Raw genomic sequence first — 23,303 nt, forward strand, 5'->3', positions numbered from 1 at the left:
GAAACTACTCCTGTTCAGGGTTACGCAGGTAATAACCGACCCCTCTTCTAGTTACAATCCAGCCAGGATGGCTAGGATTGTCTTCAATCTTCTCACGAAGACGTCTGACCGTTACATCGACCGTCCGTACATCCCCGAAATAATCATAGCCCCACACGGTTTGCAATAAGTGCTCCCTTGTCATGACCTGACCGATGTGCTTCGCTAAGTAATGAAGCAACTCAAATTCGCGATGCGTCAATTCAATCGTATCGCCCCGCTTGGATACCACATAGGCATCCGGATGGATTGTGAGCGTTCCTATCGTAATTTCCTTCGGTTCATTTTCTTGATCGGGAACCGGAACAGCTTGCTGTCGTCTTAGGTTCGCCTTAACGCGGGCAATTATTTCCCGGGTACTAAAAGGCTTTGTCACATAGTCGTCTGCACCAAGCTCCAATCCTAAGACCTTATCTATCTCTGAATCTTTTGCCGTTAACATGATGATCGGCGTTTCATACTTCTTTCTTACTTCCCTGCAAACTTCCATCCCATCGCGCTGCGGCAGCATGATATCAAGTAAAATCAAATCAGGTTGCCGTTCTTCTACCATTTTGAGGGCTTCATTGCCATCATAAGCACAAAAAACTTCATAGCCTTCTTTTTTTAGATTGAATTGTAATATATCAGCAATTGGCTTTTCGTCATCCACTACCAGAATCTTTTTATCCATGTACTTATCTCCTTTTTAATAACTGAACTGAATCTATTAAAAACCGTGTCCTTATCCGGGACCTCATTCACTTTTCCTTCTGCTTGCACCAATCTTCGCAACCTGTTTCAGCAAAGTTATATATATACCCAATAAAAGGGGCTGAACACCGGAATGAAAGCAAATTGTCTCTATTCTACTTTATCATTTTATAGGCATTAAATCACCTTTTTCCTATTATTCTCATCTATGTATGAAGCAGAAGAAGTCTTCGAATATTTTTCGAAGACTTCCACCGGTTACTGACTTATATAGTTTAGCGGATTAATGAGAGATCCATTTTTATATATTTCAAAATGGAGGTGGACACCAGTCGAGTGCCCTGTTGAACCCATCATGCCGATTTTCATGCCTTTTTCAACCTTTTGTCCTGCTTTTACATCTATTGAATCCAAATGGGCATACACTGTCTTATACCCGTTATTATGATTGATCGTTATCTTATTTCCATATCCTCCGGAGTTTCCGGCAGTTTCGATTATCCCATGATCTGCTGCCGTTATGGTCCTGGTGGTCGGACGGGCAATATCAATACCTTTATGAAGTTTCCCCCAGCGCTGGCCCTGCTTACTGGAAATATAGCCCCCATCTGCAGGCCATGAATATGTACCGCTTCCATGTGAAGGAATGACCTTGGTGCCTTTTCTAGTGATTTCCGTTTCGGCTTTTTCCGTGACTTCTTTTTTTACGATCGTTTCACTGATTTTCTTTCCGTTTGTTTCAGTTACATTATAGGTGAACGCAAGAATCCCCTCATTCCCCATTTGATCAGTAATGATCTCGCCCTTTGGAAGTTCGTCATCCTCCTTCACTTTCTTTTGAAAAGGAATTCTCTCTTCTTTAAATACTTCTCTTTCTACCATTACGTTCACATAGGGGGTACGCTCGGTCACATAGAGACGCTCGCCCTCTTTAATACCTCTATTCTCATCCTGTCCCGGATTCAGCTCCAGCAGTTGATCCAGGTCCATATCATGGCTAGTGGCAATGGCTTCAAGATCTTCATCTTCCTTAGCCTCATAGATCGTCGTTTCTTCCTTTCCTTCTTCTATCATGGAAAGGGTTTCATCGACGCTCTTGATTTCGTCTGGATATACCATTGTCTTTATAGACGTAACTGGATGTGAAAATTCGATGTCCAGAATTCTGCTTCCTGGCTCTTTTAACGGATCCGCATCTTTTTCACTTTCTTTTTTTCCTGATTCGTATTCAGCGTATTCCTCTTCATCTACATATAATAAAGTGATTTTCTCCAGAACATCCTCGGCATCTTCCTTTGACGCAACGTAAGCGACCGCCTGATTATCTATGTCGATTTCATACGCCTCTGCCTTCACATTCAACTGATCTTGAATTCCCTTAACAGCCTGATCCTCTTTTACCTCTTCATCGAATACCTCTTCAGGTACAAAAGTCAGCTGTTTCTCCTTATCGAATGTAAAGTCAGGATAATCTTCCTGTGCTTCTTCCACTTTATCGGCTACGATCTTTTCGATTTCCGTTTCATCCGTGACACTTCCGACGAACTCATCGTTAAGATAAACATGCTGTATGGTTGCAGTTTCCGATAGCCCAGCAGCAGTTGCCCGATTTCCTGCAAGCACTAAAATGACGGAAACCATCAACAGGATGATCCCCTTACCTTTTGAGCTAAACATATATTGTCCTCCTTAACGGCTCAGTCACCAATTAAGAAACTAATCAAATTTATTTTGAGTTTTATTAGTCCAATTTAAATATCCACATGCTCATGACTGATTGCTATAATGATTTTTATCACTCATAACTCTACCATATTAAGAAAAAAAACAAGAAACAGACTTCATAATGTAATAGAACTGTATAAATGGTGACAACATGTACCAATAAATATGGTAGTGGGAAAGGTTCAATAAACTGCGGAAAAAGGGGTGGACCTAAGCCCAGTAAGGTTAAAAGCGAGTTATATGACAAATTGGTCCAAATTGGTATGTTACAAATCGTTAACAATCTATTAACAGTATTTCATTCAAAATACATCTGAATGCAAACAAAAAAACGCCCTAAAGGAAAGGCGTTTATAAAAGGATGGCTCAGGACGGAATCGAACCGCCGACACAAGGATTTTCAGTCCTTTGCTCTACCGACTGAGCTACTGAGCCAAATATTCTATTTTAGAATAAAAATAAAATGGCGGTCCCGACGGGAATCGAACCCGCGATCTCCTGCGTGACAGGCAGGCATGTTAACCGCTACACCACGGGACCAGTAAAGCATTTATATAAAGAAGTGACCCATACGGGATTCGAACCCGTGTTACCGCCGTGAAAGGGCGGTGTCTTAACCGCTTGACCAATGGGCCGGAAAAAATGGTGAGCCATGAAGGATTCGAACCTTCGACCCTCTGATTAAAAGTCAGATGCTCTACCAACTGAGCTAATGGCTCGTTCTAATGAAATGTTTCTTTACATGATGTGAACTTAACATCTGCAGCTTGTTAATGGCTTGTTCTATTGTGACGACGCTTTTGATAATATCATGGTTAGTATAGTTTAGGCAATAGTTTTTTGAAATAAAATTATTTTTTTCTTATCTTTTTCATTTTCCCTACAGTTTAATCCATTCATTCGGTATCCCGTATGTGACAGATGATGCATTAATCTAAATAATGAAAGAAGAGCCGGCAAAAAAAGCCAGCTCTTTTTTCATGAATTACGCTAGACGCCAAGGGCTTCTCACGACATTAGTTTGGTTACGGTCAGGACCGACAGAGAAAGTAGTCAAAGGAATGCCTACCAATTGAGATACGCGCTCTACATAGTGGCGAGCGTTCTCTGGAAGTTCATCCAATGATTTGCAGCCTGTGATGTCTTCTGACCAGCCTGGCAGCTCTTCATAGACTGGTTTACATTCGCCAATCGCTTTCAAAGTCGCTGGAACCTCATGAATGATCTCGCCTTTGTAGTCATAAGCCACACAAATTTTGACCGTATCAAGACCTGATAATACGTCAATCGAGTTCAATGATAAATCGGTAATCCCGCTGACACGGCGAGCATGGCGAACGACAACAGCGTCAAACCAGCCTACACGGCGAGGTCTCCCTGTAGTCGTACCATATTCCCGGCCAATTTCCCGGATTTGGTTGCCGACTTCATCATGTAATTCTGTAGGGAAAGGACCATCGCCCACACGGCTTGTATATGCTTTACATACTCCAACCACATGGTTGATTTTCGTAGGACCTACACCAGAACCGATCGTAACTCCACCTGCAACCGGGTTAGATGAAGTGACGAATGGGTATGTTCCTTGATCGATATCAAGCATAACACCTTGTGCCCCTTCGAATAATACCCGTTTTCCTTCATCAAGTGCGTCATTCAATACAACGGATGTATCACAAACATATTTCTGCACTTGTTGTCCGTACTCATAGTATTCTTCCAAGATATCTTCGATTTTGAAACCTTCCGTTTCATAGAAACGTTCGAACATACGGTTTTTTTCGACAAGATTTTGAGACAATTTTTCCTCGAAAATTTCACGGTCCAAAAGGTCTGCCATGCGGATTCCGTTACGAGCAGCTTTGTCCATATATGCAGGGCCGATTCCTTTTTTAGTCGTTCCAATTTTGTTGGCGCCTTTACGGTCTTCTTCGACTTCATCCAATTTGATATGGTAAGGAAGAATGACATGTGCACGGTTCGAGATACGAAGATTATCCGTACTCACCCCATGGCTATGTAAATAAGCAAGCTCCTCTACAAGAGCTTTTGGATCAACCACCATACCATTTCCAATGACACAAATCTTATCACTATAAAAAATCCCTGACGGAATTAAATGCAGTTTATAGGTAACGCCGTTAAATTTTATTGTATGCCCTGCATTATTTCCACCTTGATAACGAGCGATGGCTTCCGCATTCTGGGATAGAAAATCTGTTATTTTACCTTTACCTTCGTCTCCCCATTGTGTACCGACTACTACAACTGATGACATCTGAATAAAGCACCTCCAAAGGTTCACGTAATACCGATCATTAACCGGTTCTTATCAAACAAACCTATTTTATCAATAATCCAAACTGGAAGTCAATACAAAATCCGAACAATAAACTTTTTAAAAAATTCTTTGTTCGTAAATATAAGAAATTTCTTTCCGTTTTTTTTGGATTGTCAAACATTATTGTACCCTCTGATTTCTTTTTCTATTATCATAACGGCCTTTCTTTTTCCCGAAACAAAGAAAGCCCGCCATCGCATGAATGGCAGGCAGTTTTCTATGCGCCGGGAGACATCGAATCATCATCGAAGCGGCGTTCGAGGTTAACGAATTTATTATATTCTTTCACGAATGCAAGCGAAACCGTGCCTACCGGACCATTACGCTGTTTCGCTATAATGATTTCAATGATATTTTTATTCTCGGATTCTTTATCATAATAATCATCACGGTATAAGAATGCTACGATATCAGCATCTTGCTCGATACTCCCGGATTCCCGGATATCAGACATCATCGGGCGCTTATCCTGACGTTGCTCCACTCCCCGCGATAGCTGGGAAAGGGCGATGACGGGCACTTTAAGTTCACGGGCGAGCGCTTTGAGTGAACGTGAAATCTCGGATACCTCTTGCTGACGGTTGTCGCCTGAACGACCATCGCCTTGAATTAACTGCAGGTAATCGATCAATATCATGCCAAGGCCATGTTCCTGCTTCAAACGACGGCATTTTGAACGGATTTCACCAATCCTCACACCAGGGGTATCATCGATATAAATGCCGGCATTCGACAAGCTTCCCATCGCCATCGTCAGTTTACGCCAATCCTCATCAGTTAAGGAACCTGTCCGTAAATTCTGGGCGTTGATATTCCCTTCAGCACAGAGCATACGCATAACGAGCTGCTCTGCACCCATTTCAAGACTGAAAATCGCTACATTCTCCTCCGTTTTGGTAGCAACGTTTTGAGCGATATTCAATGCAAAAGCGGTTTTACCAACCGAAGGACGGGCACCCACTATAATGAGGTCATTACGTTGGAACCCTGCTGTCATTCGATCCAGTTCAGCAAACCCTGTCGGTATTCCCGTGACATCCCCTTTACGGGTAGTCAAAACTTCTATGTTATCGTACGTCGCTACCAATACATCTTTAATATTTTGAAAAGACCCGGAATTTTTACGCTGGGCCACTTCCATGATCGTTTTTTCTGCTTCCCCGAGCAGCTCCTCGACCTCGTCCTCGCGACTGTAGCCTTCCTGAGCGATGTTGGTCGCTGTCCTGATCAAACGACGCAGCAATGACTTCTCCTCGACGATGCGGGCATAATATTCAATATTGGCCGCGGTAGGCACCGATCCGGCCAATTCACTTAAATAAGAAACACCGCCAACTTCTTCAAGGTTTTTTGTCGCAGCCAGTTCCTCTGTCACCGTAATCAAATCGACAGCTTTTCCTTCGTCATTCAATTTAAGCATCACATTAAAAATCTTTTGATGAGAGCTTCTGTAAAAGTCTTCCGGAATCAAAACTTCCGATGTAACGGTCAATGAAGAGGGCTCTAGAAAAATGGCTCCCAGTACAGCCTGTTCGGCTTCTATATTTTGAGGGGGAATCCTATCCTGAAATTGTTCTATCATATCTTAAAACCTCCCAATCTAAGAGGATACCTTTTATATGTTTCTAGTAAAAAAGAAAAAAGTGAAAGGACAACATGCCCAATCACATTTTTCGTCTATCTCTATTTTATCAATTTTTCACAGATATGAAACAGCTAAAATTAGTTAATTTCTTTCACATGCACAGTCAGTGTCGCAGTGACCTCAGGATGAAGCTTGACTGGAAGCTTTGTATGCCCTAAAGAACGGATGCCGTCAGCAAGCTCCATTTTACGTTTATCTATCTTGATACCGTGTTTTTTCTGAAGCTCCGAGGCAATTTGTTTAGTCGTGATTGAACCGAACAAACGCCCGCCCTCACCGGCTTTGGCTGATAGTTCAACCGTTAACTTCTCCAGCTGCACTTTCAATTCTTCAGCTTGCTGCAGCTCTTCCGCTGCAAGTGATTCTTCTTTATTTTTCTGGGCTTCCAAAGTTTTTACATTTGAATTATTTGCTTCAACCGCCAATCCTTGTTTAAGCAGGAAATTATGTGCATAACCATCTGCAACATTTTTAACTTCCCCTTTTTTCCCTTTACCTTTTACGTCTTTAAGAAATATCACTTTCATTCTTTATGTCCCCCTTCTAAATATTCATCAATAGCTGCTTTCAATCGACTTTCGGCTTCATTAATGGAGCATACCTGCTGAGTGGCTGCATTTGTTAGATGTCCGCCTCCATTCAACATTTCCATGATCACCTGTACATTGATATCACCGAGAGAGCGCGCACTTATGCCAACTGTATCATCAGATCGCTTTGCCATTACAAAGGAAGCGACAACGCCATCCATGGTCAATAGGGTGTCCGCAGCCTGAGCAATGAGCACCTGATTATGAACCTGATCGGTTTTTGCCGCTGCAATGGCAATTCCCTTTTTATAAAAGATGACTTCTTCAATGAGCTTCGAACGTTTGATATAGGTGTCCACGTCTTCTTTTAAGAATTTCTGGACAAGTACCGTATCAGCTCCATGCGCCCTTAGATAAGAGGCGGCATCGAAAGTGCGTGAACCCGTTCTCAAGGTGAAGCTTTTCGTATCGACGATGATACCTGCAAGAAGCGCCGTCGACTCCAGCATATCTATCTTTGAGCGTTTCGGCTGATATTCAAGCAGTTCGGTCACAAGTTCTGCCGTTGAAGAGGCATATGGCTCCATATAGACGAGCAATGAGTTCTTTATGAACTCCTCACCCCGGCGATGATGATCGATGACCACAACCTTATCGATCCTATTCAATAACCGCTCTTCAATTACCATGGAAGGTTTATGCGTATCAACTACAACCAGCAACGTCTCATCCGTAATCATTTCAAATGCATCATCAGGTGTTATGAACCGGGCATACAGCTCTTCTTTATTTTTGATCTCTTCCATTAAACGAAGGACGCTGCTATCGAGCTGCTGGGTGTTGATGACAATATAACCTTCACGTTCATTCATTTGGGCAACCTTCAAGATGCCGATTGCTGAACCGATTGCGTCCATATCCGGGTTTTTATGGCCCATGACAATGACTTTATCGCTATCAAGTACTATATCCTTCAATGCATGCGAAATAACACGGGCACGGACCCTCGTGCGTTTTTCCATCGGATTGGTTTTGCCGCCATAGAATTTCACTTTTCCATTCGCTTGCTTTATGGCTACCTGGTCACCGCCACGTCCTAAAGCGAGATCCAAGCTGGACTGTGCAAGCGTACCTAGTTCCGGCAAGGATGACACGGCCGAGCCGACACCGATGCTCAAGGTCAATGGGACATTTTGCTTGGCCGTCGTTTCCCTGATTTCATCCAAAATCGAGAATTTCCCCTTTTCAAGCTGCTGAAGGATATGCTCATTAAAGACAGCGATGAATCGTTCCGAGGAAACCCGTTTAAAGAAAACGCCATTATCCCTTGCCCATTTATCAAGAAGTGAGGTAACCAAGCTATTAATGCTGCTTTTGCGCTGATCATCCATACCCTGGGTCAAATCATCATAGTTATCAAGAAGAATGATCGCAATTGCCGTTCGCTCATCTTCATATAATTTCTCGATTTCCACTTGCTCAGTCACATCAAAAAAGTAAAGAAGCCTTTCATCACGCTTATGGACCACCTTGAATTTCCGATCGTGGAGCGTAAGTGTCTCTGTCTCGATCTCTTGCTTGATTAACGGTACTATCGAGTCCGCAACATCGTATAGCGATCTTCCTGCCAAGGAGTCTTCACTAAAACAAGAAGCCAGGAATGGATTGGTCCATTCAATGTAATAATCCTCATTAAAGAGCATGATCCCAATCGGCATTTCCAATAACGCTTCTTCGCCTACCTTCTTTAAACGGTAAGATAAAGTCGTTATATACTCTTCTGTCTTCCGTTGCTTTTTTTCTACCATTCTTAATGTTAAATAAAATAAACCAGCAAGAATCAATAATCCAACAAGTGCAATAACCCAATTATAATAAGCCAGGACGCCCAAAAGTAAAACGACCGCGGCGAGCACCCCATACAATGGGGACTTAATCGAGTATTCTTTCAAATAAGATGGCATAGTTTCAGCTCCTAAAAGCATCTGTTTTACAAAAAAGTCTTCTATTCCTTTTTCTTGATTGTCTCCCTAAACGGAAAGCCTAAATCTATTATACCTAAAAATCGGACGGCCGTCGTAATAATCGGAATCGGCAGAAGCAAAGAAAAAACCACGATTAAAACCGGTATCGCCTTAACCCATGACTTAACATGAGCGATATAGAATATCAGGGAATACCCTTGTAATAATATGAAGAACTGCAGTATGAAAAATAGGTTCGTTATGGCCATATATACAAAACTGTTCTTGTCCGTATTCACAAAAAGAGCAAGAAGCATCGTAATTAAATAATACCATAAAAGGCTTTTCGGGAGTCGCAGATCTCGAAAATGGGGCCATTTTAACGCCTTATCACTGAATCTCTTCACAATGGGGTGCGCCGCAAAGAAAATCAATAAAACCATGATGACGGACATCAAGACGAACAAACTTGGCATCAGCGTGTTCATCATATCGATTGATTCATACATCTGCTTTTTGACTTGTTCCGTCGGTGCCTGTCCAAAAGAATCCATGATGCCGATTGTATTTTCAATGGACCCCTCAAGAATGTTCATCGATTCTTCTATGTAATTAACATCCGTTATCAAAACTGAAGCTGCATATATTAATAAAATGCCCCCCAGAAAGACAAGGACTGCACTTATGAACATAGGTGCCATCGGTTTGTCCTTTTTCAAAAAATAGCCGATCGCAATTCCCGTTGCCCCCATGAGCAAGGTCAGGGGAACAGACAATATCGTCCCGATGAGGATCGACAATAACGAGGCTACAAATAAGTAACCAAGGCTCCACGATAACTTTTGTTTGATTGTGACCAGTATGAATGGAATGGGTAAAAAGAAAGCAGTGAAAATACCCAATAGTGGGATTTGAATGGTGATGAACAATAAAATGCAATATAGTGCCAGAAGTGCTCCGCCCTCGGCAATTCGTCTCCCGCTATTCATCTTTATTTCACCCCCTGTTATTATTGATGTCTTATCTCCATCTTTATATTGTATCCGTTACAGCCAGGATATTTCAAACATCACAGTCTTTTTTAGGATATGATTATTTTTTCTGAGGAAAGCGCCCGGATAACTTCCTTCTGAAATAAAAAAAACCGCAATTCAGCAGTTTTCAGGCATAAGTGATAACTTATAAAAAAGGCACATTAAGGATAACTCCTCAATGTGCCAATTTATTATTCACCAGATACGTATGGTAGTAATGCCATAGTACGTGAGCGTTTAATAGCAATCGTTAATTTACGTTGATATTTAGCGCTTGTGCCAGTTACACGACGTGGTAAAATTTTACCGCGTTCTGAGACGAATTTTTTAAGAAGATCTGTATCTTTGTAATCAATTTTAGTGATTCCGTTAGATGTGAAATAACAAACCTTTTTACGCTTACCGCGTCCTTTACGTCCACCCATTGCCATAATATATTTCCCTCCCTGCTTTTTTGAATTTTCATTTTAAACGGCTGTTTAAAACGGAAGATCATCATCTGAAATGTCGATTGTTTTACCGTCATTAGCAAATGGATCATCATCTACACGAGTGTAGTTGTTATTGCTCCGTTGATTCTGATTAGGATTTTGTCCATACGAATTGTTGTCATTTCCGTTATTGCCATAACTTCTTTGACCTCCACCGTAAGAACCGCCTTCATTTCTTTCACCCGCTGAACTGCTTCGTGGTTCAAGGAATTGAACGCTCTCAGCCAGAATCTCCGTCACATATACGCGTTTGCCGTCTTGTCCTTCATAATTACGTGTTTGGACACGTCCATCCACGCCAGCTAAACTGCCCTTTTTCAAGAAGTTAGCTACATTTTCTGCCGGTTTACGCCAAACTACACAGTTAATGAAATCCGCTTCACGTTCACCCTGCTGATTCGTAAAACTACGGTTCACAGCCAAAGTAAAGGTAGCTACGGGAACCCCATTAGGTGTATATCGTAATTCAGGATCTTTAGTTAAGCGTCCTACCAAAACTACGCGATTCATCATCAGAATCAACCCCTAGGTTTCAAGCTTGTTTCATGTGAAACAAGATTAGAATTTATATTAAATATTGAATTAAACTTCTTCTCTAGTAGCCATGTGGCGAATAATGTCTTCACTGATTTTAGCAAGACGATCGAATTCTTGAATCGCAGCACTTTCAGCGTTAACTTTAAGAAGCATGTAGTAACCATCACGGAAATCATTGATTTCGTATGCAAGACGGCGTTTACCCCATTCTTTTGCTTCTACTTCCGCACCATTATCAGAAAGGATTGTGTTGAAACGTTCAACTAAAGCTTTTTTAGCTTCTTCCTCAATGTTTGGACGGATGATATACATAATTTCGTATTTTCTCATCACTGTCACCTCCTTTTGGTCTAAGCGGCCCAATTGGGCAAGGAGCAATTATTTATAATTACTCACAAGATAAAATTATAGCATAGTTAAAGATGCTTTGCAACGAACGGTTCGACTTATTACAATTAATTGTAATCGAATGATTCAAGTCGCAAAAAAGACCCTACATATGGAACGGTAGGGTCCTTCAGAGTGCATACAAACTCGATAATCATTCAGTTTGCATGCACTCTTTTTTAGGTTTTAAAAATTTGACCGTTGATTTCCACTTCAGGCACTCGCTTTCCGCAGGAGTCTCGTACCTTCCGTTCCAATCAACTTTGTTCTAATATTAAGATAGAACTCCTTTTGCCTACAGTCTTTTTTGTTTTAAAATAAATGGATTAAAACTTGAGGAAATAAGGGTCTTTGAATCTTAAACGTTAAAACGGAAATGGATAACATCACCATCGTTAACGATGTATTCTTTTCCTTCCAAACGGACTTTACCCGCTTCTTTTGCGGCACCATGACTGCCCGCTTCAAGTAAATCGGTATAAGAAACCGTTTCGGCACGGATGAAACCACGTTCGAAGTCCGTGTGAATGACGCCGGCACATTGAGGGGCTTTCATTCCTTTGCGGAATGTCCAAGCACGCACTTCCTGTACACCAGCTGTAAAGTATGTTGCCAATCCAAGCAGATTATAAGAAGCACGGATCAACTGATCAAGACCTGACTCCTCAATGCCAAGTTCAGATAGGAACATTTCCTTTTCTTCACCTTCAAGCTCTGCAATTTCTTCTTCGATTTTGGCACAAATCACGATTACTTCGGCATTTTCCTTCGCAGCATATTCACGAACTTGCTGTACATATTCATTATCGTCAGCATTCGCCACTTCATCTTCGCTCACGTTCGCTACGTAAAGCGTCGGCTTCGCTGTAAGTAAATGCATGCCCTTCACGATTTTTTGCTGCTCTTCAGTAAACTCGACGGAACGTGCAGGCTTTTCATCTTCCAAAGCTTCTTTTAAAGCCACAAGGATTTCATGTTCTGCAACAGCGGCTTTATCTTTTTGCTTGGCCATTTTTCCGACACGGTCAATGCGTTTGACAACAGATTCCAAATCGGCAAGGATCAATTCAAGGTTGATGACTTCAATATCATCGATTGGATTAACTTTTCCGGAAACATGGGTAATGTTATCGTCTGCAAAGCAACGGACGACTTGACAAATGGCATCCACTTGACGGATGTGGGAAAGGAATTTATTACCCAATCCTTCTCCTTTACTTGCTCCTTTTACAATCCCGGCGATATCCGTGAATTCAAATGCTGTCGGAACCGTCTTTTTCGGTTTAACCAATTCAGTCAATTTTTGCAGACGGTGATCTGGCACTTCCACGATCCCGACATTAGGGTCGATCGTACAGAAAGGATAGTTGGCAGATTCCGCACCCGCCTGAGTAATTGCATTAAATAAAGTGGATTTACCTACGTTAGGCAAACCGACTATACCAGCTGTTAAAGCCATTTATATTTCACTCCTTCAAGATGATTCGTACATATGGGAAAAGAACCGATCTTCTATAAAGACCATCCAATTACCTAAACCTTTCCCAATTATAGATTTCGCTTCCTAAAAAGACAAGTAAATCATGAGAAACGCCGGACTACTTTCACTCCCCAAAAAAAAGCATGATCACTCCTCATGCTTTTGCAGAACTTTTTTCATTTTCTTCGCGAATTCACGTCGGGGCAGCATCACGCTATGACCGCACCCTTCACATTTTATCCGGATATCCATTCCGAGCCGTATAATTCTCCACTTATTCACTCCACACGGATGTGGTTTCTTCATTTCCACAATATCCTTAAGTGCAAATTCCTTTTCTTCCATAACCATGAGCCCCCTAACTCCTATGACTCGCTGCCATTGTACGTAGATTTAATCCCACTTGAATCAAGCGCAGCACTTATTTCATTTCTTAATATCCTGCTGATTTCGATGTGATGCATCGGCTTTGTTTCCGCTTTAACCCGAAAGACGATTTCTTCAGGACTGATTTTTTCAATTCCCAAAAATTCTGGTGCTTTAACCAGGGCTTCGTATTTGCCTTCCATACTGTTTAAAAGATCAATCAGCACCTTCTCGGCACGCTCGACCGATCCATCGTTAGGTATGGTCACATCAACAACAGCCATACTATTTAAAATGGAATAATTCGTGACCTGGATGATGCTGCCGTTGGGTATGAAGTGCAATTCCCCTGCACCGCTTTTAATTTTCGTAGTACGAAGCCCGATTTCAATGACTTCCCCTTCAAAATTATTGATTTTAATATAATCCCCAACCGAGAAATGATCTTCAAAAATCACGAAAAACCCGGTAATTATATCCTTGACCAAACTTTGGGCACCAAACCCAACCGCCAAACCGAGAACACCGGCACCAGCGAGTAATGGCATCACTTCAAGTCCAAAAATATCCAGAATCATTATCATGGCAATGAAATTGATGATATAGGTAATGATATTTTCCAGCAATTTAATGAGTGTCGCTTCCCTGCGCTCCGATACCCGAAGGGGACTTCTTAAACGTGCTTTGAAAAATTTATTCAGAATAGTCTTTCCTATTGTAATAATAATACGCGATAACAACAGAATAAGGAAGATTTTAATAATGCCCTCACCCATCCGCAACCATATCTTTTCATCCAATATCTCATTTGTAACGTTATCATAAATGCGATCCATCTTTTCCTCCTGCCTAATGCAAATAACTGCAAAACTATTATATCTTCTATATGTTTTTTTCCCATATAGACGCATTCCTCTACCCTTCATGCATGGAGATAACCATGAAATAGAGAGATTTTCTCTATTTTATCAATAAAAAATGGTTTCTGTACAAAAAAATTATGGGTATATAGGTAAAAGATTTAGAAGGTTTTTCCCAGATATTCAAGCAATTATTTACTAGAAAGTATAAATGAAAGTAATTGATAGAGGATAAGCGACGATTCATATCCCCTTCAACTGATTGCATGTTCTACAAAAAATTCCCTCATCCATTATGTTAAATACCGTATATTTTCCCCTTTTTATCCGTATACTGTAATACCAAATAAAGTAAAGGAGTTGAGCCGATGAATCTGAATTCTAGTCTATTTAATAATAACAAAAATAGATTGAGTCGCATCCTGCATGAAGATACGGATGCATCCAAACAAATTTCCCAGGAATTGATCAACCTCCTACCTACCGGAAAGCTTCAACCAATCGTCATCGTCTGTATAGGCACAGACCGTTCCACAGGCGATTCACTCGGACCACTTGTCGGCACTCTGCTTAGTGAAAAAGCTGAAAACAGTTCTTCTTCATTCCATGTTTATGGTACTCTGGATGACCCTATACATGCGATGAATTTACAGGAAAAATTAAATGAAATCAAAAAGATGCATGTCAATCCATTTATAGTCGGAATCGATGCTTGCTTAGGGAAAATGAAAAGCGTCGGCATAGTTCAAATCGGCCAGGGACCAGTGAAGCCGGGTGCTGGGGTCAATAAAGATCTTCCTTCCGTTGGAAATGCCCATATTACAGGAATCGTGAATGTAAGTGGATTCATGGAGTTTATGGTCTTGCAGAACACTCGTCTTAATCTTGTGCTAAAAATGGCCAAAACCATTGCCGAAGGGATTCATGAAGCACAAAATCATTATCCAATAAAACCTACCATCACTCCTTTCACATGGTCATTCAAGCAAGAAAAAACCCTTTGATCGATTTTTGCTTATGATAAAAAAGAAGGAAGGGGTCATCCCCTTCCTTCTTTTTTATACATAATACATGAAAGTAACCAGAATGGCGGTGATCATTATGCCTGGAAGCAGATTCGCCACCCTTATTTTGGTGACACCGATAATATTCAAGCCAATTGCCAAAATCATGACTCCCCCAGTTGCCGTCATTTCCAATATGAAGGAATCCATTAAAGCAGTTGGGATCATCGTATTGATCTGCCTTGAAAAAATCGCCATTAACCCCTCATAAAGAATGATCGGAAATGCTGAAAAAAGTACACCTATGCCGAGCGTGCTGGCAAGGACCAATGCTGTAAATCCATCGATGATCGCTTTTGTTATCAAAACGTCATGATCATTCCGGATACCGCTATCCAGGGCACCGATAATGGCCATCGCCCCAATGCCAAATATGAGCGTAGCCGTTACAAACCCCTGAGATATCGAAGATCCTTCCTTCGCTTTCATCCTGCGTTCAAGCCAATTTCCTAAAGAATTAAGCTTAGCCTCAAGATTCATCCATTCACCAAGGACAGCCCCTCCGACAATACTTAAAATGACAACAAGGAAATTATCACTTTTAAACCCCATCTGCAAACCTAAGACCATGACAGCCAAACCGATGCCGCTCATGACCGTTTCTTTTATCTTTTCAGGTATATGTTGTAAAAACATTCCTAAAATCGAACCGATTAAAATGCAGGCACCATTCACCAAGGCCCCTAATAATACCATCTCATCCACCTAATTTTCTGCATAAGTCGTCACGATCTTTTCATAAAGGCGATCTAAGAGGAAAGGTTCTCTTGATCGATCAAGTTCAAAATTCTCTCTAAATCTTCTTTTGAAAAGAATTCAATTTCTATTTTTCCTTTTTTCTTGCTTTGTTTTATCGTTACGCTCGTCCCTAGTCTTTCACGCAGACTTGTCTCCCGTTGCTTTATGAATATATCTTTTTTCTCTTGTTTCTTAGGTTTGGTTTCACGTGAAACGGTATCATTCAATTGATGTATATATTGCTCTAGCTGTCTGACATTCATACCTTCTTTGAGGATTTTATCCACTACCGGCTTAAGCATCTCTTTTTTCTTTAAACCTAGCAATGCCCGTCCATGCCCCATGGAAATTTCCCCGTCCGAGATATATCTCCTAATCCCTTCAGGCAAAGAAAGTAATCTAACATGGTTTGCTATATGGGGCCGGCTTTTACCCAGCCGATTGGCCAACTGCTCCTGAGTAATTTCCAATTTTTCAAGAAGTGTTTGGTAAGCAACGGCTTCCTCGATCGGATTCAAATCCTCCCGTTGCAGGTTTTCCAAAATCGCCAGTTCCATCATCTGCTGTTCGCTCAATTTCCTCACAACGACCGGAACTGTATTTAAACCAGCTTCTTTGGCAGCTCGGTAACGCCTTTCCCCAGCCACAATTTCATATCCCTTAATGCTTTCCCGGGCAATAATCGGCTGTAATATCCCGTGTTCCATGATGGATTGCTTTAATTCCTCTATAGCTTCAAGCCGAAAGTTCTTTCGGGGCTGATAAGGATTTGGCCTTAATTCCCTTACTTTGATTTCGCGCACGATTTCATCTTTACTGATCTCCCCACTGTTGAAAAGTGCGTTAAGTCCTTTGCCAAGTCCTTTAGCCATTTGATACCACTTCCTTTGCCAGTTCTAGATAGACCTCCGCCCCACGTGACTTTGGATCATATATAATTATCGGTTCTCCATGGCTCGGTGCTTCACTCAAACGGACATTGCGGGGAATGATGGTTTGATAGACTTTATCCTGAAAGTATTTTTTTACTTCTTCTATGACCTGGAGACCTAGATTTGTTCTTGCATCCAACATCGTCAAAAGCACACCCTCGATTTTCAAATCATGGTTCAAATGCTTTTGGACGAGGCGGACCGTATTCAAAAGTTGACTCAAACCTTCCAATGCATAATATTCACATTGTACCGGAATCAAAACTGCATCAGCGGCCGTTAAGGCATTTAGCGTAAGCAAACCCAATGATGGAGGACAGTCAACCACAATGTAATCATATTGGCTTTGCACCTCTTCTAAGGCCCTTTTTAATCGGACTTCCCTTGAGATGGTTGGAACAAGTTCAATTTCTGCACCTGCAAGTTGAATTGTCGCAGGTATGGCATATAGGTTTTCTACCTTTGTTTCCATGATAACGGTACTGGCCTCGACATCATCAACCAATACATCATAAATACATTGTTCCACATCTGCTTTGTCGATACCTGCACCGCTTGTCGCATTTCCCTGCGGGTCAATATCGACCATTAAGACTTTCTGTCCTATATATGCAAGACAAGCACTTAGACTGACAGAAGTTGTCGTTTTTCCAACACCGCCCTTTTGATTGGCAATGGCGAGAATCTTCCCCACGAATTCACCTGCTTTCAACTATCTTCATCACGCTATATCTACTGATTTGTACCGTAAATCCATTTATTTCTTTCTATTTTATCATGAATGTTACTGGAAGAAATCGTTTTCTGAAATTCCTCTTAAAATTTCAAATACACCTAAAAGCATTAAAAACCCGGGGAAATTTGAATGTTTTCAAGGCGGAAAATGCCAGTTTTGGAGTGAAAATAAAAAAGCTTGGTAATCGAAGACTACCAAGCGGGCTAAGGATAGGGAATCAAGTTTTTTTCTTGGGTATTTTAATCGTGAACTGATAATACTCCTCGAATTCTTCTTCCTCTGCATCCAAATTTATTCCATTGTCTGTAACCATATTGAGTGATTGGCGTATGGTATTCACGGCAATCCTCATGTCTTTACTAAACGCTTTTCGCTTAGGTTTCGGCTTCTGCACAGTACCCGTCAGGAGCTTGACGACTTGCTCTTCGGTCTGCTTGACGTTCAACCCTTTTTCGATGATTTCCACAAGCAGTTTAAGCTGCTTTTCAGGACTCTTTAACGGTATCAACGAACGGGCATGGCGTTCCGTAATTTGCTTTTGAAGAAGTGCATCCTGAACCTCCTGTGGCAGCTTAAGCAGCCGAAGCTTATTCGCCACGGTAGATTGACCTATTCCCAGTCTTTGTGCCAGCGCTTCTTGGGTTAAACTATGCAGCTCCAATAGTTTTCCGTAAGCCAAAGCTTCTTCAATCGGTGTCAGTTCTTCACGCTGAAGGTTTTCTATCAGCGCGACGGAAGCCGTTTCTGTATCGGTGAAATCCTTGATTATAGCAGGTGCCAATTCCCAGCCAAGCTTTTGCATGGCCCGGAAACGACGCTCACCTGCAATGATTTCATATTTTCCCTGACCATAAGCCCTTACTACAATTGGTTGAATGATCCCATGAGTATGAATCGTTTGAGCCAATTCAGCAATTTTATCGTCATTAAAAACGGTCCTTGGTTGAAATCGATTAGGCACAATATCAGAAATGGAAATTTTTCTTATCTCTTCATTATTATTGCTAGGTGTCTCCATCTCTAGTTGCTCTTCTTCTTTTTCGCCAAACCCAAAGAACCGCGAAAAAGGATGCTTCATCTTCCTACACCACCTTTTAAAACTCCCAAATAACATATTCTCTATTTAAAGGACAAGTCCTGCATACATTTCCCGACATGGTTATACATATGGCCCTTCACTGTAAAAAACATGTCGACTGGCGCCATCAAGGTAATAATGAGGAATGGAAGGCCAGTTATTATGGATATCGGCCGGCATTCCCTAGACTATTTCCCTGAATCAGCCAGCACAGGGCACACGTTTTAACATGTACCTAATGCCTTTGTTGGCAAATGCAGTATTGAGTGAAAATAATAAGTTCATACATTTATAGTAAAAGAAAATAAGGGCAAGTACCAGCCATGTATTTGAATCATCTGCGCTTACTATGAAAACATACTCCTCTTGCAAAGATTATTCAATAGGCTGTTTATTTGGTGTCCCTGGTTTTCTCGGGTATTTTTTAGGAGTCTTCTTCACTTTTTTTACAGTAATGATGTTTCTTTCACTATTTTCCTCTGGCAATGTGAAAGGATGAATTTCTTCGATTTCTCCGCCTAATGTAAAAATGGCCTTCTTCCCAGTGTCCATTTCATCTTGTGCACTAGCCGCTTTCATTGCAATGAACGTCCCATCCGGTTTAACAAGCGGCAAACATAGTTCACTTAAAACGGACATCCTGGCTACCGCCCTTGCCATGACAATATCATAGGATTCGCGATGCTCCGGTTTTTGGGCGAAGGTTTCAGCCCGGTCATGATAGAAGGAAACTCCCTTTAATTGCAAGGAATCCGCAAGGTGATTCAAAAAAGAAATTCGCTTATTCAAGGAATCCACAATCGAGACGTGGATATCAGGGAAACAAATCTTCAAGGGAATACTCGGAAATCCAGCTCCAGCCCCAACATCGCAAATTCGATATGATTTATTAAAGTCAAAATAGAAGGCTGCACTGATTGAATCATAAAAATGCTTCAGATAAACTTCTTCTTTATCAGTGATGGCTGTTAAGTTCATCTTTTCGTTCCATTCCACCAATAATCGATAATAAGTGTCAAACTGATCAAGCTGTTGAGGAGATAGCTCGATTCCTTTCTCCAGCAGTGCTTGTTGGAACTGTTCAATATTCATGTCTGCTTCAATCCTTTTCGGGTATTTCCATTACTGAGATACTCTGGCGATCTTACCTTGTTCCAAATAAACAAGCAAAATGGAAACATCAGCGGGATTCACACCTGAAATTCTTGAAGCCTGAGCTACTGATAGCGGGTGGACCTGCTTTAACTTTTGACGTGCTTCCGTTGCAAGACCAGAAATTGCATCATAATCGATATTCTCTGGAATCTTTTTATTCTCCATTTTTTTCAGGCGATCGACTTGCTGCAAGGATTTTTCGATATATCCTTCATACTTGATCTGGATTTCGACCTGTTCCGTCACTTCATCGCTCAGTTCGACATCACTTGGCGCCAACTTCTGAATGTGGGAATAATCCATTTCAGGCCGTTTCAATAAATCGGAGGCACGGATTCCATCCTTCAACTCACTGCCGCCGCTTGCAGTAATGACTTCTTGAACCTCTTTGGTCGGTTTGATGAAGTTTGATTTCAGTCGTTCCTTTTCCATTTCAACCGCTTCTTTTTTCATAAGGAAACGATTGTAGCGTTCTTCTTTGATCATCCCGATATTGAATCCAATTTCCGTTAAGCGTAAATCGGCATTATCATGACGCAATAATAAACGGTATTCTGCACGCGAAGTCAGTAAACGGTATGGTTCATTCGTACCTTTCGTCACAAGGTCATCAATGAGAACACCAATATAGGCATCCGAACGGCTTAAAATCAGTTCTTCTTTTCCCATTGCATTCAATCCTGCATTAATACCGGCCATCAATCCTTGTCCTGCTGCTTCCTCGTAGCCGGATGTCCCGTTAATTTGGCCAGCAGTATACAGATTTTTGATTTTCTTCGTTTCAAGTGTAGGCCATAACTGCGTAGGAACGATAGCATCATATTCAATTGCATATCCAGCACGCATCATTTCCGCCTTTTCAAGTCCTGGAATTGTTTGCAGGATTTTCACTTGTACATCTTCAGGCAGACTGGTGGATAAACCTTGCACATAAACTTCCTTTGTATTGCGGCCTTCAGGTTCCAGGAAGATTTGATGCCGTGGTTTATCATTAAAACGAACGACTTTATCTTCTATCGATGGACAATATCGCGGTCCGGTTCCTTTAATCATTCCGGAATACATTGGAGAACGGTGCAGATTTTCATCAATGAGCTGATGTGTCCCCTCATTCGTGTATGTCAACCAGCATGGCAATTGATCCGTTATGAACTTTGTCGTTTCATAAGAAAATGCGCGTGGCACTTCATCGCCAGGCTGAATTTCCGTTTTGCTGTAATCTATGGAAGAGCTATTCACTCGTGGCGGCGTTCCTGTTTTAAAACGGACCAAGTCAAATCCTAACTGCTCTAAATGTTCAGAAAGCCTGATGGAAGGCTGCTGGTTATTTGGGCCGCTTGAATATTTCAGTTCCCCTAAAATGATTTCACCGCGTAAATATGTTCCCGTCGTGATTACGACAGTTTTCGCACGGTACACCGCTCCTGTTTTAGTGATGACACCCGTACATACGTCGTTTTCAACAATTAATTCTTCTACCATTCCTTGAATCAATGTCAAATTTTCTTGGTCTTCTATCGTTTTTTTCATTTCTTGCTGATAGAGAAATTTATCTGCCTGCGCCCGCAGCGCACGAACAGCCGGACCTTTAGCCGTATTGAGCATCCTCATTTGAATATGGGTCTTGTCGATATTCCTTCCCATTTCACCGCCTAAAGCGTCAATTTCCCTAACGACTATCCCTTTTGCCGGCCCGCCAACGGAGGGATTGCATGGCATAAAGGCGACCATATCCAAATTAATGGTGATCATCAACGTTTTAGCTCCTACTCTTGCAGCTGCAAGGCCTGCCTCACTGCCAGCATGACCGGCACCAATAACAATGACATCATAGCTACCTGCTTCGTATTGCATATCCTTTTCCTCCTTTTACGCTTATTTTCCTAAACAAAATTGAGAGAACAATTGGTTGATCAAATTATCCTGAACGCTTTCGCCAATGATTTCTCCAAGGATCTCCCAGGCTTTCGTGAAATCGATTTGAACCAAATCAACCGGCGTACCCATTTCAATAGCATCGATTGCATCTTCAATAGACTGTAATGCCTGTCCCAGTAAAGCTATATGCCTTGCATTGGAAACATACGTCAGGTCTCCCGTTTCTAAAGAACCTTCAAAAAATAAAGAAGCGATGGCTTCTTCCAATTCATCGACCCCTCGATCCTCCAGTAATGAAGTGGAAACAACTTTATGGGATGCCGCCTTTTCCTTAACCTTTGCCATATCGATTTTTTGTGGAAGGTCGGTTTTATTGATGATAACGATAACATCCATTCCCTCAACCGCTTGAAACAATTTCTCATCTTCGGCAGTGAAATCATCGGAATAGTTCAATACAAGCAATATTAAATCAGCCTCTTTTAATACTGCACGAGACCGTTCAACTCCAATTCGTTCAACGATATCTTCCGTTTCGCGAATTCCTGCTGTATCGACGAGTTTAAGCGGTACACCGCGAACATTGACATACTCTTCAATTACGTCACGTGTTGTACCTGGAATATCAGTGACAATCGCTTTATTTTCATGAACTAAGCTGTTAAGCAAAGAAGATTTTCCGACATTAGGGCGCCCAATGATAACGGTCGCAAGCCCATCCCTAAGTATCTTACCCTGTTGGGCCGTGTGAAGCAGCTTCTCTATTTCATTCTTCACATAACTGCCCTTTTCCAAAAATAAACGATGCGTCATTTCTTCGACATCATCATATTCCGGATAATCTATATTAACCTCGACTTGAGCGAGGGTCTGTAAAATTTCCTGACGCAGATTTTGAATTAATTTCGAAAGCCGGCCTTCCATTTGACCTAATGCAACATTCATCGCTTTATCCGTTTTAGCGCGGATTAAATCCATAACGGCCTCAGCTTGAGAAAGATCGATCCTGCCATTCAAAAAAGCCCGTTTCGTAAATTCACCAGGTTCCGCTAAACGAGCACCTTGTGAGAGAATGAGCTGCAATACCCGATTGACCGAAACGATTCCACCGTGACAATTTATTTCAACTACATCTTCCCTTGTAAATGTCTTTGGACCCATCATGACCGAAACCATGACTTCCTCTATGATTTCACCTGTTTTTGGCTGGATAAGGTGGCCATAATGAATCGTGTGTGATTTCACATCAAGCAATCCTTTTCCACCTGGTCCTTTAAAGATCCTGTCGGCTATTTCTATGGCCTCATCACCGCTGATTCTAACGATGGCGATTGCCCCTTCCCCTAAGGGAGTAGAGATAGCGGTGATTGTATCGAATTCCATGTTTTCACCTCTTATATATTGATGTTTCTATTTTTTTCTGATAATAAAATCGTCGAATCCCTAAATTACTACAATACCACAGTATATTGATGAAAAAAAGTAGATACTCCTTCCTCTCAAGAGTTATCCACATGCCGTCAATCCATATTCTGTAACATCTATTTTAACTTATCCACATGTGAATAACAAATATCGTCCGCTTCCCTTTACGGATCAAGAATATATAAAGAAATATGTCACTTATTGT

At 41.5% G+C, this 23,303-nt stretch carries 21 protein-coding genes and 4 tRNA genes; 1 reads left to right on the forward strand and 24 read right to left on the reverse strand.

The genetic code is table 11. The features are described from left to right. Nucleotides 1-4 precede the first annotated feature (4 nt). From yycF to ABC374_RS25495, 17 genes are all read right to left on the reverse strand, one after another. Entirely contained in the window at nt 5-712 is a 708-nt protein-coding gene (yycF, locus tag ABC374_RS25415; protein ID WP_034316131.1) for a response regulator YycF, read from the reverse strand. Nucleotides 713-990: 278 nt separating this feature from the next. Continuing rightward, complete coding sequence (locus tag ABC374_RS25420; protein WP_413020108.1) at nt 991-2,409, reverse strand: peptidoglycan DD-metalloendopeptidase family protein; 1,419 nt, start codon at nt 2,407-2,409, stop codon at nt 991-993. A 410-nt stretch (nt 2,410-2,819) separates the two neighbouring features. Further along, nucleotides 2,820-2,892: transfer RNA gene (locus ABC374_RS25425), tRNA-Phe, on the reverse strand. A 29-nt stretch (nt 2,893-2,921) separates the two neighbouring features. Beyond that, nucleotides 2,922-2,997: transfer RNA gene (locus ABC374_RS25430), tRNA-Asp, on the reverse strand. A 23-nt stretch (nt 2,998-3,020) separates the two neighbouring features. Next, a tRNA-Glu gene (locus ABC374_RS25435) sits at nt 3,021-3,092 on the reverse strand. Between the two features lie 8 nt (nt 3,093-3,100). Next, nucleotides 3,101-3,176, reverse strand: a tRNA-Lys gene (locus ABC374_RS25440). 266 nt (nt 3,177-3,442) lie between these two features. Next, nucleotides 3,443-4,735: an adenylosuccinate synthase gene (locus ABC374_RS25445; protein WP_076368493.1), complete on the reverse strand. Its 1,293-nt coding sequence runs from the start codon at nt 4,733-4,735 to the stop codon at nt 3,443-3,445. 280 nt (nt 4,736-5,015) lie between these two features. Next, nucleotides 5,016-6,380 (reverse strand): replicative DNA helicase, encoded by a 1,365-nt coding sequence (gene dnaB, locus ABC374_RS25450; protein WP_063234298.1) that lies wholly within the window; start codon nt 6,378-6,380, stop codon nt 5,016-5,018. A gap of 140 nt (nt 6,381-6,520) precedes the next feature. Continuing rightward, nucleotides 6,521-6,970 carry a 50S ribosomal protein L9 gene (gene rplI / locus ABC374_RS25455; RefSeq protein WP_101223970.1) on the reverse strand — a complete coding sequence of 150 codons (450 nt, stop codon included), beginning with the start codon at nt 6,968-6,970 and terminating at the stop codon, nt 6,521-6,523. Next, entirely contained in the window at nt 6,967-8,937 is a 1,971-nt protein-coding gene (locus ABC374_RS25460; RefSeq protein ID WP_350300813.1) for a DHH family phosphoesterase, read from the reverse strand. Before ABC374_RS25460 ends, rplI begins: the two co-directional genes overlap by 4 nt. A 41-nt stretch (nt 8,938-8,978) precedes the next feature. Further along, a complete protein-coding gene (locus tag ABC374_RS25465; protein WP_413020109.1) occupies nt 8,979-9,926 on the reverse strand; it encodes a YybS family protein in 948 nt (315 codons plus the stop codon). A 236-nt stretch (nt 9,927-10,162) separates the two neighbouring features. After that, nucleotides 10,163-10,402: a 30S ribosomal protein S18 gene (gene rpsR / locus ABC374_RS25470; RefSeq protein WP_053348323.1), complete on the reverse strand. Its 240-nt coding sequence runs from the start codon at nt 10,400-10,402 to the stop codon at nt 10,163-10,165. Nucleotides 10,403-10,450: 48 nt separating this feature from the next. Further along, the gene (gene ssb / locus ABC374_RS25475) at nt 10,451-10,975 is read right to left on the reverse strand and encodes a single-stranded DNA-binding protein (RefSeq protein ID WP_057278276.1); all 525 of its coding nucleotides are present in this window, start codon (nt 10,973-10,975) and stop codon (nt 10,451-10,453) included. A 69-nt stretch (nt 10,976-11,044) separates the two neighbouring features. Continuing rightward, on the reverse strand, nt 11,045-11,329 hold the full coding sequence (gene rpsF, locus ABC374_RS25480; protein WP_034316153.1) for a 30S ribosomal protein S6: 285 nt from the start codon (nt 11,327-11,329) through the stop codon (nt 11,045-11,047). 415 nt (nt 11,330-11,744) lie between these two features. After that, a complete protein-coding gene (ychF, locus tag ABC374_RS25485) occupies nt 11,745-12,845 on the reverse strand; it encodes a redox-regulated ATPase YchF (RefSeq protein ID WP_034316156.1) in 1,101 nt (366 codons plus the stop codon). A 168-nt stretch (nt 12,846-13,013) separates the two neighbouring features. Then, a complete protein-coding gene (locus tag ABC374_RS25490) occupies nt 13,014-13,211 on the reverse strand; it encodes a DUF951 domain-containing protein (RefSeq protein WP_034316158.1) in 198 nt (65 codons plus the stop codon). A gap of 20 nt (nt 13,212-13,231) precedes the next feature. Beyond that, nucleotides 13,232-14,068, reverse strand: coding sequence for a mechanosensitive ion channel family protein (locus ABC374_RS25495; RefSeq protein WP_350300815.1), 837 nt, complete (start codon nt 14,066-14,068; stop codon nt 13,232-13,234). Nucleotides 14,069-14,460: 392 nt separating this feature from the next. Here ABC374_RS25495 and yyaC point away from each other — a divergent pair, with 392 nt between their 5' ends. Continuing rightward, nucleotides 14,461-15,096 (forward strand): spore protease YyaC, encoded by a 636-nt coding sequence (yyaC, locus tag ABC374_RS25500; protein WP_413020111.1) that lies wholly within the window; start codon nt 14,461-14,463, stop codon nt 15,094-15,096. A 54-nt stretch (nt 15,097-15,150) separates the two neighbouring features. Here the strand turns inward: yyaC and ABC374_RS25505 are convergent, their stop codons facing one another. From ABC374_RS25505 to mnmE, 7 genes are all read right to left on the reverse strand, one after another. Then, on the reverse strand, nt 15,151-15,852 hold the full coding sequence (locus tag ABC374_RS25505) for a DUF554 domain-containing protein (protein ID WP_350300817.1): 702 nt from the start codon (nt 15,850-15,852) through the stop codon (nt 15,151-15,153). Between the two features lie 53 nt (nt 15,853-15,905). Continuing rightward, entirely contained in the window at nt 15,906-16,766 is an 861-nt protein-coding gene (locus ABC374_RS25510) for a ParB/RepB/Spo0J family partition protein (protein ID WP_350300818.1), read from the reverse strand. After that, a complete protein-coding gene (locus ABC374_RS25515) occupies nt 16,759-17,520 on the reverse strand; it encodes a ParA family protein (protein WP_413020112.1) in 762 nt (253 codons plus the stop codon). The genes ABC374_RS25510 and ABC374_RS25515 overlap by 8 nt, the downstream gene beginning before the upstream one ends. 259 nt (nt 17,521-17,779) lie before the next feature. After that, entirely contained in the window at nt 17,780-18,640 is an 861-nt protein-coding gene (gene noc / locus ABC374_RS25520) for a nucleoid occlusion protein (RefSeq protein ID WP_101223976.1), read from the reverse strand. 375 nt (nt 18,641-19,015) lie between these two features. Further along, nucleotides 19,016-19,732 carry a 16S rRNA (guanine(527)-N(7))-methyltransferase RsmG gene (rsmG, locus tag ABC374_RS25525; RefSeq protein WP_101223977.1) on the reverse strand — a complete coding sequence of 239 codons (717 nt, stop codon included), beginning with the start codon at nt 19,730-19,732 and terminating at the stop codon, nt 19,016-19,018. 30 nt (nt 19,733-19,762) lie between these two features. Continuing rightward, on the reverse strand, nt 19,763-21,649 hold the full coding sequence (gene mnmG, locus ABC374_RS25530) for a tRNA uridine-5-carboxymethylaminomethyl(34) synthesis enzyme MnmG (RefSeq protein WP_350300819.1): 1,887 nt from the start codon (nt 21,647-21,649) through the stop codon (nt 19,763-19,765). A gap of 21 nt (nt 21,650-21,670) precedes the next feature. Continuing rightward, on the reverse strand, nt 21,671-23,056 hold the full coding sequence (gene mnmE, locus ABC374_RS25535; protein WP_350300820.1) for a tRNA uridine-5-carboxymethylaminomethyl(34) synthesis GTPase MnmE: 1,386 nt from the start codon (nt 23,054-23,056) through the stop codon (nt 21,671-21,673). Nucleotides 23,057-23,303 lie beyond the last annotated feature (247 nt).

It is taken from the genome of Peribacillus phoenicis (genome assembly GCF_047238085.1).
Lineage (GTDB): Bacteria > Bacillota > Bacilli > Bacillales > DSM-1321 > Peribacillus.

Excerpts from the sequence above, each read along its gene's own strand:
- rpsF (WP_034316153.1), bottom strand. The coding sequence starts at position 11,329 with ATGAGAAAATACGAAATTATGTATATCATCCGTCCAAACATTGAGGAA.
- ABC374_RS25465 (WP_413020109.1), bottom strand. The coding sequence starts at position 9,926 with ATGAATAGCGGGAGACGAATTGCCGAGGGCGGAGCACTTCTGGCACTA.
- noc (WP_101223976.1), bottom strand. The coding sequence starts at position 18,640 with ATGAAGCATCCTTTTTCGCGGTTCTTTGGGTTTGGCGAAAAAGAAGAA.
- ABC374_RS25420 (WP_413020108.1), bottom strand. The coding sequence starts at position 2,409 with ATGTTTAGCTCAAAAGGTAAGGGGATCATCCTGTTGATGGTTTCCGTC.
- yyaC (WP_413020111.1), top strand. The coding sequence starts at position 14,461 with ATGAATCTGAATTCTAGTCTATTTAATAATAACAAAAATAGATTGAGT.
- ABC374_RS25445 (WP_076368493.1), bottom strand. The coding sequence starts at position 4,735 with ATGTCATCAGTTGTAGTAGTCGGTACACAATGGGGAGACGAAGGTAAA.
- ABC374_RS25505 (WP_350300817.1), bottom strand. The coding sequence starts at position 15,852 with ATGGTATTATTAGGGGCCTTGGTGAATGGTGCCTGCATTTTAATCGGT.
- rsmG (WP_101223977.1), bottom strand. The coding sequence starts at position 19,732 with ATGAATATTGAACAGTTCCAACAAGCACTGCTGGAGAAAGGAATCGAG.
- ssb (WP_057278276.1), bottom strand. The coding sequence starts at position 10,975 with ATGATGAATCGCGTAGTTTTGGTAGGACGCTTAACTAAAGATCCTGAA.
- rpsR (WP_053348323.1), bottom strand. The coding sequence starts at position 10,402 with ATGGCAATGGGTGGACGTAAAGGACGCGGTAAGCGTAAAAAGGTTTGT.
- ABC374_RS25490 (WP_034316158.1), bottom strand. The coding sequence starts at position 13,211 with ATGGAAGAAAAGGAATTTGCACTTAAGGATATTGTGGAAATGAAGAAA.
- ABC374_RS25495 (WP_350300815.1), bottom strand. The coding sequence starts at position 14,068 with ATGGATCGCATTTATGATAACGTTACAAATGAGATATTGGATGAAAAG.
- mnmE (WP_350300820.1), bottom strand. The coding sequence starts at position 23,056 with ATGGAATTCGATACAATCACCGCTATCTCTACTCCCTTAGGGGAAGGG.
- dnaB (WP_063234298.1), bottom strand. The coding sequence starts at position 6,380 with ATGATAGAACAATTTCAGGATAGGATTCCCCCTCAAAATATAGAAGCC.
- rplI (WP_101223970.1), bottom strand. The coding sequence starts at position 6,970 with ATGAAAGTGATATTTCTTAAAGACGTAAAAGGTAAAGGGAAAAAAGGG.
- mnmG (WP_350300819.1), bottom strand. The coding sequence starts at position 21,649 with ATGCAATACGAAGCAGGTAGCTATGATGTCATTGTTATTGGTGCCGGT.
- ABC374_RS25510 (WP_350300818.1), bottom strand. The coding sequence starts at position 16,766 with ATGGCTAAAGGACTTGGCAAAGGACTTAACGCACTTTTCAACAGTGGG.
- ABC374_RS25460 (WP_350300813.1), bottom strand. The coding sequence starts at position 8,937 with ATGCCATCTTATTTGAAAGAATACTCGATTAAGTCCCCATTGTATGGG.
- yycF (WP_034316131.1), bottom strand. The coding sequence starts at position 712 with ATGGATAAAAAGATTCTGGTAGTGGATGACGAAAAGCCAATTGCTGAT.
- ychF (WP_034316156.1), bottom strand. The coding sequence starts at position 12,845 with ATGGCTTTAACAGCTGGTATAGTCGGTTTGCCTAACGTAGGTAAATCC.